Origin of the sequence: Lysinibacillus sp. 1 U-2021, from assembly GCF_029916965.1 — a bacterium.
In the GTDB taxonomy this organism is placed as follows: domain Bacteria; phylum Bacillota; class Bacilli; order Bacillales_A; family Planococcaceae; genus Lysinibacillus; species Lysinibacillus capsici.
In genome coordinates, this window is the sequence record NZ_CP123966.1 from 362504 (window position 1) to 381949 (window position 19446).

17 protein-coding genes and 1 pseudogene are annotated in these 19446 nt (G+C 37.0%); 3 read left to right on the top strand and 15 right to left on the bottom strand.

The genetic code is table 11. The features are described from left to right. Window positions 1–212: 212 nt before the first annotated feature. The 10 genes from QH639_RS01960 to QH639_RS02005 all read right to left on the bottom strand — a co-directional run bounded on the left by QH639_RS01960 (window position 213) and on the right by QH639_RS02005 (window position 10911). Window positions 213–1127, bottom strand: a complete 915-nt coding sequence (locus QH639_RS01960) for a DUF1002 domain-containing protein (RefSeq protein WP_004231995.1) — start codon at window positions 1125–1127, stop codon at window positions 213–215. A 159-nt stretch (window positions 1128–1286) separates the two neighbouring features. Next, the gene (locus QH639_RS01965) at window positions 1287–2144 is read right to left on the bottom strand and encodes a CvfB family protein (protein WP_131520858.1); all 858 of its coding nucleotides are present in this window, start codon (window positions 2142–2144) and stop codon (window positions 1287–1289) included. A gap of 29 nt (window positions 2145–2173) precedes the next feature. Continuing rightward, window positions 2174–2593, bottom strand: a complete 420-nt coding sequence (gene mntR / locus QH639_RS01970) for a transcriptional regulator MntR (RefSeq protein WP_004231993.1) — start codon at window positions 2591–2593, stop codon at window positions 2174–2176. Window positions 2594–2715: 122 nt separating this feature from the next. Next, window positions 2716–3012, bottom strand: coding sequence for a late competence development ComFB family protein (locus QH639_RS01975; RefSeq protein WP_371824172.1), 297 nt, complete (start codon window positions 3010–3012; stop codon window positions 2716–2718). Between the two features lie 170 nt (window positions 3013–3182). Beyond that, a complete protein-coding gene (locus QH639_RS01980; protein WP_281115594.1) occupies window positions 3183–5306 on the bottom strand; it encodes a heavy metal translocating P-type ATPase in 2124 nt (707 codons plus the stop codon). Beyond that, a complete protein-coding gene (locus QH639_RS01985) occupies window positions 5287–5658 on the bottom strand; it encodes an ArsR/SmtB family transcription factor (RefSeq protein ID WP_131520861.1) in 372 nt (123 codons plus the stop codon). Before QH639_RS01985 ends, QH639_RS01980 begins: the two co-directional genes overlap by 20 nt. 141 nt (window positions 5659–5799) lie before the next feature. Further along, complete coding sequence (locus QH639_RS01990; RefSeq protein WP_281115595.1) at window positions 5800–8169, bottom strand: penicillin acylase family protein; 2370 nt, start codon at window positions 8167–8169, stop codon at window positions 5800–5802. A 495-nt stretch (window positions 8170–8664) separates the two neighbouring features. Further along, a complete protein-coding gene (locus tag QH639_RS01995; protein WP_281115596.1) occupies window positions 8665–9420 on the bottom strand; it encodes an exodeoxyribonuclease III in 756 nt (251 codons plus the stop codon). Between the two features lie 51 nt (window positions 9421–9471). Next, entirely contained in the window at window positions 9472–10386 is a 915-nt protein-coding gene (murB, locus tag QH639_RS02000; RefSeq protein ID WP_131520864.1) for a UDP-N-acetylmuramate dehydrogenase, read from the bottom strand. A 219-nt stretch (window positions 10387–10605) separates the two neighbouring features. Further along, window positions 10606–10911 (bottom strand): winged helix-turn-helix transcriptional regulator, encoded by a 306-nt coding sequence (locus QH639_RS02005; RefSeq protein WP_004231981.1) that lies wholly within the window; start codon window positions 10909–10911, stop codon window positions 10606–10608. 359 nt (window positions 10912–11270) lie between these two features. Here QH639_RS02005 and QH639_RS02010 point away from each other — a divergent pair, with 359 nt between their 5' ends. Together QH639_RS02010 and QH639_RS02015 are read left to right on the top strand one after the other, a co-directional pair. Next, entirely contained in the window at window positions 11271–11798 is a 528-nt protein-coding gene (locus tag QH639_RS02010; protein WP_131520865.1) for a YceI family protein, read from the top strand. Between the two features lie 34 nt (window positions 11799–11832). Next, on the top strand, window positions 11833–12198 hold the full coding sequence (locus QH639_RS02015; RefSeq protein WP_131520866.1) for a DUF2500 domain-containing protein: 366 nt from the start codon (window positions 11833–11835) through the stop codon (window positions 12196–12198). A gap of 30 nt (window positions 12199–12228) precedes the next feature. Here QH639_RS02015 and QH639_RS02020 read toward each other — a convergent pair whose 3' ends face one another. The 3 genes from QH639_RS02020 to QH639_RS02030 form a co-directional block, all read right to left on the bottom strand. After that, complete coding sequence (locus QH639_RS02020; protein ID WP_281115597.1) at window positions 12229–14589, bottom strand: bifunctional 2',3'-cyclic-nucleotide 2'-phosphodiesterase/3'-nucleotidase; 2361 nt, start codon at window positions 14587–14589, stop codon at window positions 12229–12231. A gap of 303 nt (window positions 14590–14892) precedes the next feature. Beyond that, a complete protein-coding gene (locus QH639_RS02025; protein ID WP_004231976.1) occupies window positions 14893–15519 on the bottom strand; it encodes an FMN-dependent NADH-azoreductase in 627 nt (208 codons plus the stop codon). A 177-nt stretch (window positions 15520–15696) separates the two neighbouring features. After that, window positions 15697–16404 carry a DsbA family oxidoreductase gene (locus tag QH639_RS02030; RefSeq protein WP_281115598.1) on the bottom strand — a complete coding sequence of 236 codons (708 nt, stop codon included), beginning with the start codon at window positions 16402–16404 and terminating at the stop codon, window positions 15697–15699. Window positions 16405–16529: 125 nt separating this feature from the next. Between QH639_RS02030 and QH639_RS02035 the strand changes: the two genes are divergently transcribed. Further along, on the top strand, window positions 16530–17909 hold the full coding sequence (locus QH639_RS02035; RefSeq protein WP_066038018.1) for an FAD-dependent oxidoreductase: 1380 nt from the start codon (window positions 16530–16532) through the stop codon (window positions 17907–17909). Between the two features lie 156 nt (window positions 17910–18065). Here the strand turns inward: QH639_RS02035 and QH639_RS26350 are convergent. Next, window positions 18066–18185: pseudogene (locus tag QH639_RS26350) on the bottom strand (transposase); the annotation flags it as partial. A gap of 318 nt (window positions 18186–18503) precedes the next feature. Continuing rightward, complete coding sequence (locus QH639_RS02045; protein WP_131522760.1) at window positions 18504–19397, bottom strand: patatin-like phospholipase family protein; 894 nt, start codon at window positions 19395–19397, stop codon at window positions 18504–18506. Between the last annotated feature and the right edge of the window lie 49 nt (window positions 19398–19446).

Below are 19446 nucleotides of genomic sequence, written 5' to 3' on the forward strand. Positions count from 1 at the left end.
CCTTTTATTCATAGTACCATAGCTTTTTATATTTTCACAAAATTTGCGACGCTTCTTTTATCTAATCAGAGAAGGTATGTCCAAATAATCGGTTAGCTTTCCTATGTCGAAAACATCACAGTTCAAAGTCTGTCACTTGTTGAATCAAAAAAAATCTGTATACCTTCTCTAGCAAAGAAGGTATAACAGATTCCTTTCTATCAACTATAAATTTAGTTAAACCATGAAGAAATAGTATCTTTTAAATTCGCAAAAAAGCTTTTTACGCTTTCCCAGAAACCTTTATCTTCCATAAGTGAGCCAAATTTTTCTTGGATCGTATTACTGATATCATTTAATTGATCAGACCATTTACTAAAATCAATGTCCAGCTTGCTTATTTTATCCATTAAATCCACTAGCAGTTGACGGTCCTTTTCACTTAAATTAATTTCAAGCTTACTTAATTGCTCTTCTACAATTTTCTCCACATCTTCACGTGTTGCTGGCTTTAGCTCTGCAATTTGCTTTTTAATTTCTGTCAGTAATTCCGCAACCTTTGCATCGTCTACCCCCGCAGATTCTGCAATGGATGTTGCTACTGATAACTCTTCATTTGCTACATCTGTACGATCAATATCCAGTGTTTCCCCTGTAGTGACCTCATATGCCTTGTAAATACCTACTAATGCTGAATGCCCTGTAACAGCTTTCGGCGCAGCTACTTGTACGGATGCATCCTGAATTCCTGCTGTTAACATCGCATTTGCATACATCTCTGAAGTTACCTGCGTTATATTCGATGGTGTGACAATTTGTATTACTAGACCCTCGCCTGCATCTCTGCGTGTAATTTTTGCAGAAGAGTACATACGTGAGCTTGAATTACTATCTTTAATGTATTTTACTAGATCCTCACCAGACACAGTAATTTCTTCAATTTCAGGTTCTTCGCTTACTTTTAATGATTTTTTAACTGACTCTTTTTCAGCCTCAGATAAATTTGCTCCATACACGACAATCGGTACGCCTAGTTTTTCATCAATTGCTTTTGGAGGCGTATTGTCAGATGCAAATCCTGTTGCTGGTGCCATCACTCCAAATACTAACATTGTAGCAGTTAGTATTTTAATCCATGTTTTTTTCAAATCGTGTGACCCCTTTCGCTAAAACTTCATAATTAGCAAGTATAATGTATGCCACTATACAATAATTAGTACGAAAAAAAGACGAGAAGGTTTCAAGGATGTCTCTCGTCACTTTTCCTTTTGTAAAATGTTTTGCTAGCTAGTCAAACTAACCATCCTTTAAATTTCTTCAGTCCAACCGTCCTGTTGTTTCACTTTACCAGCTTTCATTAATGTTCCTAAGGCACGTTTAAATGCACCTTTACTCATATTAAACATTTCTTGAATCTCTTCAGGAGACGATTTATCACCAAATGGCATTTTACCGCCCACATCCTGTATATACTTTAATATTTGTTGCGCATCATTTGAAAGACGCTCATGTTTTCTTGGTAAAAGAGAGCCATTCATGGAACCATCGTCTTTTACATCGATAATACGAACAACTACATCTTGTCCTAATCGAGGCTCATTATTTCGCTCAGACTCATGCACAAAAATACGGTAAGGAACTTCTACACCTAGCAAAAATGTCCCAATCGGTAACAAACGGTATGGGCGTGCTTGGATATTCTTATTGTGCATATCTTCAAATGCACCTTCATATAGCTCCGAGATTTTTTCCTCTGTGGCTAAACGACCAAATAAATCACCGTTACGATCTGTACGTAGTGTCATAAATAAATGATCGCCTGGTTCTGGCCATACCTCTTTTAATGCAGGTAAATCCTCTGCTCTTACTAATACTTCACGAGATGTACCAATATCCACAAAAGCACCTTCACGTTCCACTACTTTCAAGACACGTGCCCAGCCGTATTCACCTTGTATAAAAGCTGGAATAGCCGTTGTTGCAGCCAAATCTCCACGACGGTCTGCAAATAAAAATACTTCAAGGCGGTCACCTACTGTTAGTGGCTCTGTTACCTCTGAAGCATTTAAAGGTAGTTCTTCAACTCCATTTGTTAAAATCCATTTCGATGCTTGTTGCTCTAATACCGTTAATGTAACGACTTCACCTGATTTTAATGCGTTCATATTGTCTCCCTTTCCTTCACACCATCATTTTAAAGATTGTGCTGTGTCTTAGATGCCTCTAATTTTTTCACGATGTCTGGATTTTCTTCCATTACTTGCACAAGATCTGCAATACGATCGATTGAATTCCAACTTAAATGATGTTCAATTCCCTCCACATCATCATAAATACGTTCTTCATCCACACCAATCATTCGTAAAAACTGCTCGAGCAATTCATGACGCTGCACAAGACGCTTTCCGAGCTTATCCCCTTTAGGCGTCAATGTCAGTCCACGGTACTTTTCATAAACTAAATAACCATCTTTATCTAATTTTTGAACCATTTTTGTAACAGAAGAAGGAAGAACAGATAATGCTTCAGCAATGTCAGACACTCGCGCATATCCCTTGTTGGCAATTAATAAATATATTTGTTCGATATGGTCCTCCATACTAGGTGTTGGCATATCCTTTTCCCTCTCTTTCCTTTTCTTACTCTCTAGTTTACTACAAGCTTGGCTTAAAAGTTAACTGAAAATACATAGCCTAGAAAAACACTTCCTATACAACTTAAATAGAGCCTCTTCTATTAAGAAGTAGGCTCTACTTTGTGTCGAGGATACTTATTTACCACATGTAACGAATGAATAATCTCTTTATTAATGCGCTCAATGTTTCCAGGAGTATTCATTTCTTTAAATGCCTCATCTCTAGCTTCCATAGATGTAACATACTTACTTGGCAATGCATTTAGTGTAAGTGCCACCGTGTCTAATTCACAGATTTCGCATTTACAAAATGTTTGATATTCTGGTCCTCGTAGTAAGAAGCTTACTAAACCACGCACAATTTCTTCTGTAACATTTACTAAAATAGGATCTGACATATTCAAACTTTCGCCTCATTTATATTTAATTGTTACATTACTCCTGAAACTATAATAGCCTTAAAAAAAGTCTTTTTCAAGAATCACAAGTAGCATCTATTCGCATAAAATCCCTCGTGCCAAAGCAAGATTAATTTCCTACTTTTTCATATATTTCTACACCTTACTTACTACTTTTTTGCTCTAATTAGTCTTAATGAATTAAACACAACTAATAGTGTTGCACCCATATCGGCAAAAATTGCTATCCATAATGTTAACCATCCTGGTATGACAAGTAGCAATGCAATTAATTTTAAAACTAGGGCAAATATAATATTCTCTTTAATGATACGTAATGTTTTTCTGCTCAAGCCAATAGTGTAAGGAAGCTTTGTTAAATCATCACCCATTAAGGCAATATCTGCTGTCTCAAGAGCTGCATCTGTTCCTGCTCCACCCATGGCAATTCCTACGTTTGCAGTGGCCAATGCTGGTGCATCGTTTACACCATCTCCAACCATTGCTACAGCACCAAATTGTTTACGTAAATCCTTAATCGCCTTTAATTTTTCTTCTGGTAACAAGCCAGCGCGCACATCTGTCATCTTTAATGACGTAGCAATGGCTTTCGCAGTAGGCTCTGCATCGCCTGTTAACATCACCATATGCTTTACTTTTAAGGCATTTAATTTGTTCAATACATCCTTGCTTTCATGACGTAATTGATCAGCAATTGCAACCAGTCCAATAAGTTGATTATTCGAAACAGCTGCTACTACTGTTTTACCCTGTTCTTGCAGATTCTTAACCTGACTTTCTATATTTTGATCTACAGAAGTTAATGAAGTAGCCCATTTCATGCTACCTACATAAATGATCTGATTATCCACGGTAGCATAGGCACCTTTTCCAGTTACTGATTGGAAATTTGTTGGTATTAGCTCAGATAATTTTTTATCGTGTAATCTATTTAAAATTGCTTTAGCTAAAGGGTGCTGTGACTGTTTTTCTACCGCTGCCACTAGTTGTAACACATAGTCCTCTGACCAGTTTTCAGTCGTTACGATATCTGTTACTGCTGGCTGCCCTTTCGTTAATGTTCCTGTTTTGTCAAAGGCAACTGCTTCAATATGTCCTAGCTGCTCTAAATGAACACCACCTTTGATCAGTACACCTTGCCTTGCTGCATTACCAATGGCTGTAACAATGGCGACGGGCGTAGAGACGACCAGTGCACAAGGACACCCTACCACTAAAACAGCTAGCCCCTGGTAAATCCAATGCTGCCAATCACCTACTATTAAAGGTGGAAGTACAGCTACTAAAAAAGCAATAACCATAATCGCTGGTGTATAATACTTTGCAAAGCGATCTACAAATTGCTGAGAAGGTGCCTTTTCTGCTTGTGCTTCTTCCACTAGATGTATTATTTTAGCGATAGTAGTATCTTCTACACGCTTTGTCACACGTACTTCAAGAGCACCCTCTTCATTTAAAGTCCCAGCAAATACTTCATCATTTACTGTCTTATTTACGGGAATCGACTCACCTGTAATAGCTGCCTGATTGACTGCAGACAACCCACTAATGACTATGCCATCCATCGCAATCTTTTGCCCAGGCTTTACAATTAAAATATCTCCTATTTCTATTTCCTCAGTAGGTAACTCAACCTCATGGTAGTGTTCACCGTGGGCTCTTTTGATAATCGCTGTTGGTGGAGCAATATCCATTAATTGACGAATAGATTGACGTGCTTTATCCATTGAATACGCTTCAAGTGCCTCACTCACAGCAAATAAAAATACGACCACTGCTGCTTCTTCCCATTCACCGATAATAGCAGCTCCAATGATGGCGATTGTCATAAGCGTCTTCATATCAAATTCAAAGCGAACTAAATTACGGAAGCCTATTTTAAAAATACCCACTCCGCCCACAAGGATGGCTATAATGAACATGGCAATCGGTAGAGGGTTCGATTCCCCATTCATACCTACAAATAGATAACCTAGAATGACAAAAAGCAATGAAATTCCTGCTAAAACATTTTCCTTTTTACGATAAAAAGGTGTAGTATTTTCAAGTGCTTTTGCTGCCGATTGTGTAACCTTAATACCATCAAAGGCACCTGCTTCTTCAATTTGGTCTACATTAATAGCACCGATTACTGTAATTTTAGAAGCACCAAAATTTACTTGTGCATCCTGTACTTCTGGAATAGCCTTTACGTTTTTCTCAAACTTTGCAGCACAACTAGCGCAGGATAAATTTTGTAATCTGTATTCTTGTTTAATTGGCGTGGCTGCCATTCGCAATCCCCTCTTTCGCATGTTCGTAGGCAATTGTTACAATTTGATATACATGCTCATCCGCTAAAGAGTAATACATTTGCTTACCTTTGCGGTGTGATCTCGCTAAATTATTATCTTTCAAATATCGTAAATGATGGGATGCTGTAGCAACTGAAGAACCAATAATAGTTGCAACATCACAAACACATAGTTCATCTTCCACCGTTAAAGCATAGGCAATTTTAAGTCTAGTTTCATCAGATAACGCTTTTAAAAATTTGGCCACACCTGATAAATCAGGCATTTGTTGTTTCACCTTTGTGACTGCTTCTTCATGTACATGCGTCACCTCACATATTTCTTTCGGCATTTTCCTCACCTCATTCAAATATTCGTTTGATTGTATTCAATGTAACATATTATTCCATCTTATTCAAACGAATATTTGAATGTTAGGATGTATATCCTTCAATAAAAAAGTTAGCGCACTTTCTGTACGCTAACCCTTTTATTATTTCGCTATTAATTGTAATGTTTTGCCTTTTATCTCTTCCTGTTTAATAAATGTTTGATGGTAATCACCATTTGCCCAATCCAGCACCTGATCTTGATACCAATCAGATTTTACATGACCACTTTGACCAGGACCAACAATATGATAGGCTGAGCTTAAATCACCTACATCCACCACAAAACGCCAAGATGCACCGTGATCTACATTACCAGCTAAATCATTATCTGCTGCTTGTACGGTAACTTTTGATCCACCAATAGGAACCTTTTTAGCATTAAAATAGGCTGCAAGAATAGGCGATGCACTTCCTAGTGTATGGTCAAAAGTAAGCTGATGGTAATCACCCCATTGCCATTTCGAGGAATTTTTTCCGAATTGATCTTCTAGTTGTGCTATTGTTAGCTCAAATGCCTTGTATACGGTTTCATCAATGCCACCCTGCTCCTCAATCCAAATGCTTTTCTCTCCTGAATAAGCTGTACGTAAGAGCTGGTCTGTAATATTAAACTTCCCATACATAATGCCATACATATCTTCAGGCATTTGATCTTTAAACAAAACTTCCTGTAGCTTAATCATTAATGTATGGAACACAAGTGGTGCACCTGATTCCTTTGCGTCCACCATATCCCACTTCTCTAGCATGGCCATAATATCGGCATACTTCCCATTCTTATCTTTTTCTTTTATCGATGTTAATAAATCAGGCAGAAATTCTCTTGCATAGAGATTGTGCTGATCCATTTGCAAAGCCATCATATCGTCTACTGTAATAGCATCATTTTCCTCTAACACTTCTTTAATTCTTTCGAAACGATAAGGTTGCGCCCAGAAATCAGTTATGTGATAAGGGTAGTCCTCTCCTATTACTTGGTTATTTGCCGTCGCAATAAAACCTTCTTTTGGATTTACTAGAGTCGGTAATTCATCCCAGGGGATAAAGCCCTCCCAGCCATAGTCGCTCGAATCACCTGGAACTGGTAATTGGCCTTCACCTTGCTTACGAATAGGTATTTGACCATTAGCTTTATAAGCAATCGTACCGTCCTTTGATGCAAATACAAAATTTTGTGCTGGCGCTTTAAAGTCTTCTAAAGCTTTTTCGAAATCACCCCAAGTTTTTGCCTTATTAAAACCAAGCACTGCTCTTAGTTCAGCTGTCGGTTGTAGTGCTGTCCACTGCATCGAAAATTGTGCTGTTGGCTCTGTATCTTTAAAAGCTAAATCTGTCATTATAGGACCGTGACGTGTAACAACGACTTCAAAATCTACCGTATCTCCATCTTTTACCTTAATTGATTCGTCGCGTACCTCTGCTTGTTCCCATTTTCCATCGTATCTGAATTGTGTTGGATTATCTGGATTTGGTATCTCAATATATAAATCCTGTACATCTGGACCTACATTGGTTACCCCCCAAGCAATTTCATCATTATGGCCTAATATAATACCTGGAATCCCTGCAAAGATGACGCCACTAACATTTTGTTGTGGTGATTGCAGATGCATTTGATACCAAATAGAAGGGGTGCTTAACCCTAAATGTGGGTCATCTGCTAAAATAGGCGTTCCTGATTTCGTTTTATCACCTGAAACTACCCAGTTATTACTTCCATTAAATTCGTTTGGTAGCATTTCCGCGCTGAATTGCCCAGCTACTGCTACAGGATTTTGGATATTGGCCTCGATTATCGCCGAAGCATTTTCTGGATATTTAATAAATAATTCTTTTGCCTTATCTTCATCAAAATTCTGTAATGCCCAATGACGAAAAGCTAATGTATTCCAATTTCCACCCAGATCATAGGCCATGTATTTACCAATTGTTAAGGAATCAACAACTGTCCACTCCTCTGGTTCATAGTCTAACAAAGCAAATTCATAGCTTAATGTATTGCTTTCCTTTGCCTGTGCAATAAAAGCATTTACTCCTTCAGCATACCATTCAAGTACTTGTTTGCTTTCGTCATCATAGGCAGCTAATGATTTCTCTGCAGCATTTCGCAAGCTAAATGTACGGAAATGTTTGTCGGTATTAATCGTTGCTTCTCCAATAATTTCAGATAATCGACCACTTGCCTGCCTTCGTGCTAAGTCCATTTGAAATAGTCTATCCTGTGCTTGGACATAACCTTGCGCACGATACAAATCAGCATCTGTTTTGGCAAAAATATGCGGAACCCCTTTTTCATCTCTCGTGACTGTCACATCCTGATCCAGAATAGTAACAGCTAACTCACCATCAATCACCGGCTTAGATTTATTCATAAACCATGTAAATCCAATAAAAGCCACGAGAGCCAAAGCAGCTATTATCCCAGCTATGACAATGAGCCACTTTTTCCAATTAAGCTTTCTCTTTCCCACTGAATAACCCCCTTTTTGCACTATATTCCCGTACTACCTTCCCAAACCCGCTTTGAAACCCAAATTTTTAGCGAAATTTCTTGTTTTATGTATATAAAATCGTCTCTAAATACAAAATTTTATATTTATTCGCTATTAGAATAGTATAAACAATAGGAATTATGAAGGCTACTGAGTAATGTTAAAAATTCGTTTTCATAGAGATATAAGAATTCTATAGAGTATATTTTCTTTTATCTTCACTCGTGAAGCGGTCCATGTTATGGAAGCGGATTCCCGTATGGTTGGAGCGTTCTTCACTACTTTAGAGCGGGTACTCACTTGATCGGAGCGCCTCTTCCACACTTTAGAGCAGATTCCCATGTGATTGGAGCGAATAACTCCTCACTTTAGAGCTAACCCCCTAGCATTGCCAAACCTCACATTTAAAAGTCATCTTATTCAGTTACAAAATACAAAAAATCGTATTTCCATTAAGAAAATACGATTTAAGTATTAGCATTGTAATTGCAATTCAATTGGACAATGATCACTGCCCATAATGTGTGGGTGAATTGTTGCGCTTTCAATTTGTTCCTTCAATTGATTGGATACAACAAAATAATCGATACGCCAACCAATATTACGTTCACGCACTTTATTCAAATAGGACCACCATGTGTAGTGGTCAGTTTCCTCGGGATGCTTGTATCTAAAAGAATCTACAAAACCGCTTTCCAATAACGCTGAAAATTTTGCTCTCTCTTCATATGTAAAGCCCGAATTTCCAATATTAGATTTTGCATTTTTTAAATCAATTTCCGTATGTGCAACATTTAGATCACCACAATAAACCACTGGCTTCTGACTATTTAGTTCTTGTAAATAGCTAGCTAAACGATCCTCCCATTGTAAACGTAATGGTAACCGCGCTAAATCACGCTGTGCATTTGGAGTATAAACATTTACTAAATAGAAATTCTTATATTCTAATGTTATAATTCTGCCTTCATCCTGAGAATCTTCGGCGCCCACTCCATACTTAACAGACAATGGCGTGTGCTTCGTGAAAATTGCTGTTCCAGAATACCCTTTTTTCTGCGCGTAATTCCAATACTGCTCATAACCTTCAATAGAGAGCTCTACTTGTCCAGCCTGACATTTTGTTTCTTGGATACAAAAGAAATCAGCATCTATTTGATGAAAAAACTCTAAAAAGCCTTTACCTAGACATGCTCGTATTCCATTAACATTCCATGATATAAATTTCATTTATCCACACTCCTAAAAAAACGCCCTTCGGCTTATGCGAAGGGCATCCTATTATAGATCGTCACCAACAATTTTGACTTCCGTCTCTAATTCAACGCCAAATTTTTCTTTCACTACACGTTGAACCATTTGGATTGTCTTAATATAGTCTGAAGCAGTAGCATTTCCTTTGTTGACAATAAATCCTGCATGCTTGGTAGAGACTTCAGCATCACCAACACCTTTACCTTGTAGGCCACTATCTTGAATAAGTTTTCCAGCAAAATGTCCAGGTGGGCGTTTAAACACACTTCCAGCAGATGGATATTCTAAAGGCTGTTTTGATTCACGTTGGAAGGTTAAATCAGCAATCTTCGCATCAATTTCCTCCTGTACGCCTACTGCTAATTGAAATTCAGAGGACAGCACATAATAACCCTTTTTGGCAATAATGCTTTGTCGGTATCCTAGCTCAAGGTCTTCTTTACCTAATATTAAAATGTCCCCTTCTTTTGTTAACACCTTCGATGAAACAATAATATCTTTAATCTCACCGCCATAGGCACCTGCGTTCATAGCCATTGCTCCGCCAATCGATCCAGGAATACCACATGCAAATTCAAAACCTGTTAAGGATGCTTGCGCTGATAGCTTTGATACATCTTTGATCAGTGCACCACTTTGTGCATACACATGCTCACCAGAAATACGAATCTCATCTAAGCGTGAAAATGTTACAACGATTCCCCTATGACCGCCATCTCGAACAACCATATTAGACCCGTTACCTAACATTAATAAAGGAATATTATTTATATATGCATAGCGAATAACGGATGCTGCCTCTTCTTCTGTTTCAGGAAGAACAAAAACATCTGCTTTGCCACCTAATTTTGTCATTGTGTATTGCTGTAATGATTCATTTAACTTAATATTGGCAGGATTAATACTTTTTGCTAAATCCACCGCCCATTGTTCTTTTGTCATGAGAGCTAATTCCTTTCTAACGTCCTTCTTACTCTACACCAGTATGGATTTACAACCCCAATTTGACAAGTAAAATGAAGGGTATTTTTATCTCATATTAAAAGACAGGTAAGACCTGTGCAGAGATGATGAATATTATAAAGAAAATTGACAGTCATTCCAAGTGTCGTTTTTAGGACACTATTTTATTGTATTATCTAATAAAATAATCCATTCACCCTAGAGCCAACTACTTGCCCATGTTTCGATATTGCGGATAGCACCTTCAAGTGCCTGACCTTTATCTGTTAATGAATACTCAACGCGTACCGGTACTTCTGAATATACCTTACGTTCAACAAGCCCCTCTTTTTCAAGCTCCTTTAAACGTTCTGATAATAAACGTCCACTGACAGGTAGTGCAGATTCGATTTCATTAAAGCGCTGTGGTCCATCTAGTAATTGATATAATATTAACCCTGTCCATCGTTTTCCGATTAAATCCATTGCTTTAGCTAAACGAGGACACAAAGTTGTCTCATTCATATTTTTTCACCTCTATGTAACTATTGTAACGATTAATGCACTAAATGTAAATTTGAAGTAACTTATTTACGTAAAATAATCTATTAACTTTTATATATTTAATTACAAATAGTAACTTATAATTTCAATGTTGGACATATCTAACAAGGGAACATAAAATGTCTTAGACTAAACGCTATCCTAATAAAATGCACATATTTCCAATAATATGCCTATTCCATTTTAAATATGTTTTGTTTCATGTTCACAGATTACACTTTTATAGAGGGAAAAACTTCCACATTTATAAAAAACTCATTGAATATGCGATTTGTTTACTTTATCATTCGTTGTAGAATGCTGTTTTAGGAGGTTTTCAAATGAAAAAATATGCTATTGATTTCAGTCATTCAACGATCGGATTTTCTGTAAGACATATGATGATTTCTCGAATTCATGGTACGTTTGAATCGTACAGCGGCGAAATAGTTGCATCCAATATCGAACAAATGCAGGATGCAAACATTTCTATCACGATTACAGTGGCTAGTGTCTCCACCAAGAATCATGATCGTGATGTCCACCTTGTGTCTCCTGACTTTTTTGATGCAGACGTCTATCCAAAAATAGTATTTACCTCTACATATATTGATAAACTTGATGATAAAAATTTTGCTATTCATGGGGATTTAACCATCAAAAACATAACAAGACCTATCGTATTTACAACAGTATATACAGGAAAAGGTGTGAATCCATGGGCACAAGAAGTATTTGGCTTCCAAGCTAAAGCCCAAATTGATCGTCGTGATTTTAATTTAGTCTACAATACCTTTTTAGAAACAGGTGGTGTATTGATTAGCGATGAAATAGACGTGATAGTAGATCTTGAATTAAATCCTCTTTAAGTATTGTTTCTACCTTAAAGAAAGGGAGGAATTTATGTTTTGGTTTGATAATGATTTTTTATTTGGCTCCGCTTTTATTACCATCATCTTCTTTATTGTTTTTGGAAGCATAGCCTTTATGATTGTAAACGGGATTATCACTTGGTCTAAAAACAACCGTTCACCAATTTTAACAGTACCCGCTAAGGTTGTGACAAAGCGTACGAATGTACGTGGGGGATCTAACAATACTGGGGCATCTACATCCTATTACGTTACGTTTGAAGAGCAAAACGGAGAACGGCATGAACTAAAGATGAATGGCTACGATTATGGTCAGCTTGTAGAAGGTGATCTTGGCATTTTAACCTATCAAGGTACACGGTATCATTCATTCAACAGACATAAAAAAGGAGAGTAGCGATTATCGTACTCTCCTTTTCTTATTCTCTTATTTAATTAAATATTTAGCAAATCCAGCTTCTGTATCTTCTAAATATTCAATACCACTACCTGTTGGAATAAACTTTTGTGCATCTTTTGCAGATAGGTAGATAACCTTTGTATTGGCTGGGAAAGGTACAAATGACCAGTTATTATCCGCAGCTGGGTTAATTGTTTTATTGGCCATAATATAATCTACAACAGCTTGTCGATTTTCATAAGCATAGTTTGTTATGTTAGAGCCGTCAGTATTTTTAAATGTCGCCCCATATGATCCACCAACACGGTAATTGTTTGTGATGATGATGAATTCTTGTTTTAAATCGATTGGTTTACCATTGTATTGTACATTCTTAATACGATTTGCCTTTTCATCAGTAAGATTACCGCGGCGGTCATATTTTGCTGGCGATGTGACATCAATTTGATATGTTAAGCCATCTAACACATCAAAGTTATAAGAACGTGCTTCTGCATCGATAATATTTTGCTCTTCTGTTTTAGTCGGATCAATTGTTGCAAAAATACCAGCAGCCATCTCTAACCACTCGATTGCTTGTGCGCCTGTCACTTTAATCGTAGCAACAGTATTGTCATAATGATAAATGTCGGCCATATTTTTAATAGCAAGCGGTCCTACAGGAATATTTGTATAATCTAATGGATTATTACGTGATCCTGCTTTGAAAGGTGCTCCAGCTGAAAGAATTGGTGTCTTTTCATCAGCCGTACCCTTTAGCTCTTGTTCGATAAACCATTTTTGAGCTTGTGTTACGATTTGAATGGATGGATCATCTTGCACCATTGAAAAATAACTATGGATTGGTGCTGTTGTTTCTCCAACAGGCTGACGGATATACGTTAATGTGCCCTCATGTGCCTCTTTAATAGCCTCTAAAACCGTTGTGGATGGTTGTAAACCTTCTTGTTTGATCGATTGTAAAGAACCTTTACCATCTACCACTACCCATTCTGATCCTTGTTGTTCTAGTTTTAAATCAATTACACCAAGATGACTACCATAGCTACCTGCCATAACAGTAGGAACACCGTGAATTGTCCCCTTCTCTTGGTCAACATCTTTCAAATCCTTATAGTCACCAGGGAATGTTAAATGAGAGTGTCCTGTAATTAAAGCATCAATACCATCAATTTCTGCTAATTGGTAACCAACATTTTCAGCACCCTTCACATAAGTATCTTCACCAATACCTGAATGTGACAGAACGACAATCACGTCAGCTCCAGCCTTTTGCATTTCTGGTACTACCTCTTTCACAGCTTCGACTGGCTCTTGCATTTCCACTTTACCTGCTAAATGAATGGCATCCCATTCAACAATTTTCGTTGGAACAATCCCTGTAACACCAACTTTAAGTGTATGTTTTTTACCTGAACTGTCTACCACTTCTTTATCAAGAATGACATAAGGTGTAAACATACGTTCTTTTGTTTTTGCATCATAGGTATTAGCATTTACCACTGGATACTTTGCATCGTTTAATACTTCATCTAAAAAGTCTAGACCATAGTTGAATTCATGATTTCCTAAAGTTCCACCATCGTATTTTAATGCATTAAGTGCAGCAATAGCTGGATGAACTTCACCTGGCTTTAAAACACTTTCTAATGCTTTATATGAGCCAAGTGGTGTGCCTTGAATTAAATCACCATTATCAAATAGTAATGTATTTGGATTTTTAGCTCTTACTTGCTCAATAAGTGTTGCGGTATTAGCTAACCCAAGCTCTGATGATGGAGCATCTAAATAGTAATTGTAATTAGCTAAATTGGTATGAATATCTGTTGTCCCTAAAATCTGAAGATCAACTGATACACCAGTTGAAGGTGCTTTGTACTCTGCTACAAAGCGCTCCACAATACTCTCCATCTGTTCCTTTGTCACATAGTCACGAGGACGAATAGTATTATCCTCAAATGCTTGTAAAATGTTTGCTGCAACAGCATTCGCTAAATCTTGTTTATATGCCGTTGCAATTTGATCTGCATCCTTAAATTGCTCTAAAACTTTGAGGGAAGCGTTTTCACTAACAAGTCCACGAGCAGAGATAACAAATGCTTGCTGACGTGTTAATTTGTCATCTGGGCCAAATGTCGTTGCTGTTTTCCCTTTAATAAGTTTTAATTGAACAGCTTTTTCTACATAAGGTGCTAAATCCTTAGAGACATCGTTAAAGGCAAGCGAAGAGCCGTCACCCATCTCTACATCTAAATTTTCTACTAATTCTTTTACATAATCTGCGCGTGTTACATCATTGGAAGCAGCATCAGCAGAAATTCCAAATGGTATAAACGCGAAAAGGACTAGTAACGTCGCCAAGAAATTAGTTATTAATTTCTTATTCATACAACAACCTCCTTAATAATCTAGTATTTTCCTACAAATTCTATTATATTAAAACCATTCTAATTTTTACTGAATATATAGTCCTAATTATATGTATTTTTAAAAGAATGGTTAATTACTTTCCCTCCAAATCATAGATTTCTACCATCCTTTATTTTTCTATTAAATAGGATGTTAGTAAATGTAAATTCAAAATAATTAGTTACTGTCAATATGTCTGACCTCCATACCACACCATACATCTGTTAACAAAATAAAAAAAGTCCTCCCAAAATTGAGAGGACTTTTAATAAAAAATAATTTTTATGCATTCACAGTTTGTAGTGATTGAGCAACCTTTTTCACTTCTTCTAGGCCATTTGCAATAATTTCTTGCGCTTTATCTGGTGAAGCATTGTGACCTTCAATAATCACTTCTTCAATAACTTTCATCCCGAATACGCCACCTACTACGTTTTTAATGTAGTTTACTGACATTTCCATTGGTTGAGCTTCAGGTGATGAATAGTAGCCACCACGAGCATTTAAAATAATCGCTTTTTTGTCAGTCATTAAGCTAATTAATTGACCATTTTCGCCATATTTGAATGTGAATCCTGCTTGGTATACATAGTCAATAAATGTTTGTAAAGGTGCTGGAATTGTTAAGTTCCATAGTGGGAATGCAAATACAACTAAATCAGCAGCAGTTAATGCATCCATTGCTTTTTGTTTTGCAGCTAATAGACGTGATTCAATGTCTGTTAACTCTCCACCATTTTGTACTTTACCAAAAGCATTGAAAAGATCTTGGCCAAAATAAGGCATATCTTCTGCAAATACATCAAAAGTTGTTACGTTGGCACCTTGTACATTTTCCATGAAAGTATCATACATTTTTGTTGAAATACCGTCTGGACGGTTGTTAGCTTTTACTACTAAAACGTTCATTATATAAAATCTCCCTTAAATTTCAAAATCTAATATCTCGAATTCAAGATATGTGTTTATCTTAAAAAATTTCATCTAAAATGTCAATGCTACTTGCCTCAGACTTTTGACTGAAATATTCTATCTTTCATCCATTCTAACAAGAGAGTTGAAAGCCTTCCTCCTCTCTCTAGTAAGCTAAAATTTACAGTTATCGTCAGTACAAATACCCGCATCACCTGTGCCAGCCATCTTTAGCGATGGTTGTAAGCCCTCTTCTTCAGCAACTTTACGCAATGTATCCTCAAATACCTCCTGCGGTTGTGCACCTGAAATACCATACTTACGGTTTAGCACAAAGAACGGTACCCCACGAACTCCAAGCTGTAGACCTTCTTGAATATCTGCTTCTACTTCATTTTTATAAACATCATCGGCAAGAACCTTTGCAACTTCTTCACGCTGTAGCCCTACTTTCTCGGCTATCTCTAATAAAACATCGTCTTGGCCGATACGCTTGCCTTCAATAAAATGACTGTGTAAAAGTGACTCCACAAGTGCTGTAACATCTCCCTGTTGTTCAGCCCATTTTACGAGCCGATGTGCTTTTAGCGTATTCTCTTCCATCAAATTGCTAAAATCATAGTTTAAGCCGACTTCTTTCGCACGCTCCGTTACGCCGACAGTCATTTCTTTTGCCTTCTCTAATGACATTCCATATTTCTTTGCCAATGATTCATAGACAGTGCTATGCGAATCTACTGGAGTAGTTGGATCTAGTTGGTAGCTTTTATAGACAAGCTCCACCTGCCCCGAATAGCCAGTATCCTCAATCGCTTTCTCTAATTGTTTTTTACCAATATAACAAAATGGGCATACATAGTCAGACCAGATTTCAATTTTCATTTCATACTCACTCCTTTTGCTACATTGTAGCGATAGTTGAAATCACAAGGCAATTTTAATGCCTCACTGCATAAATTTTCAAGTTCTTCTACATACTGAACACAAAAACAATGTGAGGTTTCTATATGACACAATCTCTTTGGCTTGCTACAACTGAGTCTGTCTCTTTATCTTCTCTTACTTCCTCAACAACATGCGATGTATGTATAATCGGTGGTGGCTTAACTGGTTTATATACTGCCTATACTTTAGCAAAAGCAGGTGTGGATGTAGTTCTTCTCGAAGCAAATACCCATTTTGGTCACGGTACGACAGGGCATTCAACAGGAAAATTAACAGCCCAACATAGCATTGTCTATGCAAATCTTTTAGAAAAATTATCTTTAGAAGAGGCACAGCTTTATTATCAACTGAATCAACAAGCCATTGATAAAGCTAGACAGATACTCCCACCAGACAGGGTTCGTTCGGTGGATTCACTGTTATACTGTCAAACAAAAGAAGGCTATGCACAATTATTAAAAGAATGGAATGCCTATAAGGTTTTAAACATTAAGTCTAACCTTACCTCTGACACAGAGCTCCCATTCCCTATTACAAAAGCTTTATGTATGACACAACAAGCACAAATAAATCCTGTTGAAGTAAGTAATTTTCTTGCGAAAGAGGCGCAGAAGATGGGCGCAAAACTTTATGCAAATACCCGTGTTCAGCAATTAAACATACCACAGAATAACTTATATACCGAAAAAAATATGTCGGTTCAATATAATAAACTTATTTTATGTTCACATTATCCCATTGAAGCATTTAAAGGGCTTAAACTTTTTAAATTATCCAATAGTCGCTCCTATATGGTTGCAAGTAAAACCTCTGAGACTATGCAAGGTCAATATTTATCAGTTGATTTTCCTTCCCGTTCGATACGGACTGCCACGATTAATCAGGAAAATTATTTAGTCTTAGGAGGGGCGAATCACATCGCTGGCGAGACCGTTCATACCGAGCCATATTATGAGGCCATTTCCAATGAAATGAAGGAGCATTTTGAACAACAGCCACTTTATCGATGGTCAGCCCAGGATATAGAAACACCTGATATTGTCCCTTATGTTGGGAGAATTACAAACTCCTTACCTAACGTATTAATTGCCACTGGCTATCGAAAATGGGGAATCTCCAATTCCTTTGTCGCAGGCGATATCTTATCGTCTCTTTTAACAGGCTCAAAGATTGAAGAAGGTGCTATCGCTCTTTATTCACCATCACGTACTAAATTCGGTGCCCAATTCATGCAAATGCTGAAAGTAGGAGGATTTGTTGCCAAGGAATATATAGCTGGGTATATGAGGAATGCCACTGCTCCAACCTGTACTCATTTAGGCTGCAAAACAAAGTGGAATGAAGCTGATGAAACATGGGATTGTCCTTGCCATGGTTCCCGTTTTAACGCTAAGGGTGAGGTGCTTGAAGGCCCTGCTGTACAGCCATTAAAACTCGATTAAAAAAGAGGCTGTCTTAATAGACAGCCTCTCAGACTGTAGACAAAAGCCCTCGAGAAGTTCACTCTCAAGGGCTTTTATCATTTTTCTTCCTATGTCGTCTTGATATTTGGTCATACATTACCAAATCCAACATACGCTTCGAGCATAGTTGCTCTCTTAAGCTACTTGCCACGTCCAAGTAGCCAGTTTCTTTAAATTCATGGCAGCAAAAGTAAGCATCGCCTGCATGGACAATTTTTTCAGACCTCTTAAGGTTGTCCATCGCATACCATGCTTTCCATAAAAGAAATTTGATTAGCTCAAATTGTTTTGCTGGCATCATGTTTGATGTCCAAAATTGTGTTTCGTTCACTAGCAAAACTAGCTACTTAAAACTTTATTGATTACGTTTTGCTTGTTCAGTTTTCAAGGTTCATTTTGTTTACTCTTCTGTAAGATTTAACTTTTATATAATAACATGTTTTATATTTAATGTCAAACAGTTATTTTATTTTATATTATATTTTAGTAGCTGCATGTCTCAATAGCAACTTTTATATAATAACACCCTATTTGTCATTGGTCAATAGTTTTATAACTATTTTTTAAAAATAATTATAACCTCAACCTTGGCCAATTTCGTAAAAATTGAATTGTACGGTTTCTTCCTATTTCTAATAGCGTTTCTTTTGTTTCTTCATTTAAATCAAATTGGGTAGCACTATAATCTTCTACAGGAATAAAAATAATATCTCTTTCGTGCCGTCTTGATATATACCTTTCATCATGTGCATCTTTCATAGTTGAAAATAGTGCCTCAAATAAATTTAGACCATTCTTAATTTCTTGAGGGCATTGTTCTTCTCTTCTTCTACTCAGTTTCAGGCCTAAAATCGGACGTACTTTCCGACCTTCTTTATCATCGAATATCCATAGTGGAAAATTACTTAAAACACCACCATCCACTATAACAGATTCACCCTTCCCAGTCTTTAATGTAACTGGTTCAAAGAAAAAAGGTATACCACAACTCATGCGTAACGCACAAGCAACTGAAAAATTCTTTGCTTCAATTTGATATTTATGCAAATCGTCTGGTAAAACAATCATTCTACCATTCGTTAAATCTGAAGCTACTAACTTAAGTGAATCTTTAGGCAGATCACCAAAAGTATATACTCCTTTTGCTGCTAGCTTTTGGAAAAACCATTTTTCTAACGCCTTTCCTTTATAGAGACCTAAATGATTATAAACATTTACCCATTTCATAAAAGGGAAAGGTAAAATTGTTCTTCTTGGATCAAGTAATGAAGGAACATCCAACTCTTCTAGCATTATTTCTATCTCTTTTCCACTATATCCTGCAGCAATAAAGGCAGCTAAAATGGCACCTGCACTTGTACCAGCTACACGTTTAAATCGAAAATGTTCAGCTTCTAGTACTTGATATGCCCCTACTAATGCAAAGCCCTTCAAACCGCCACCAGAAAATACGCCATCAATCCACAAAATTTCCTCTCCTTTTTGATGTAATCTTTACAGTATAAGGATGAAGAAT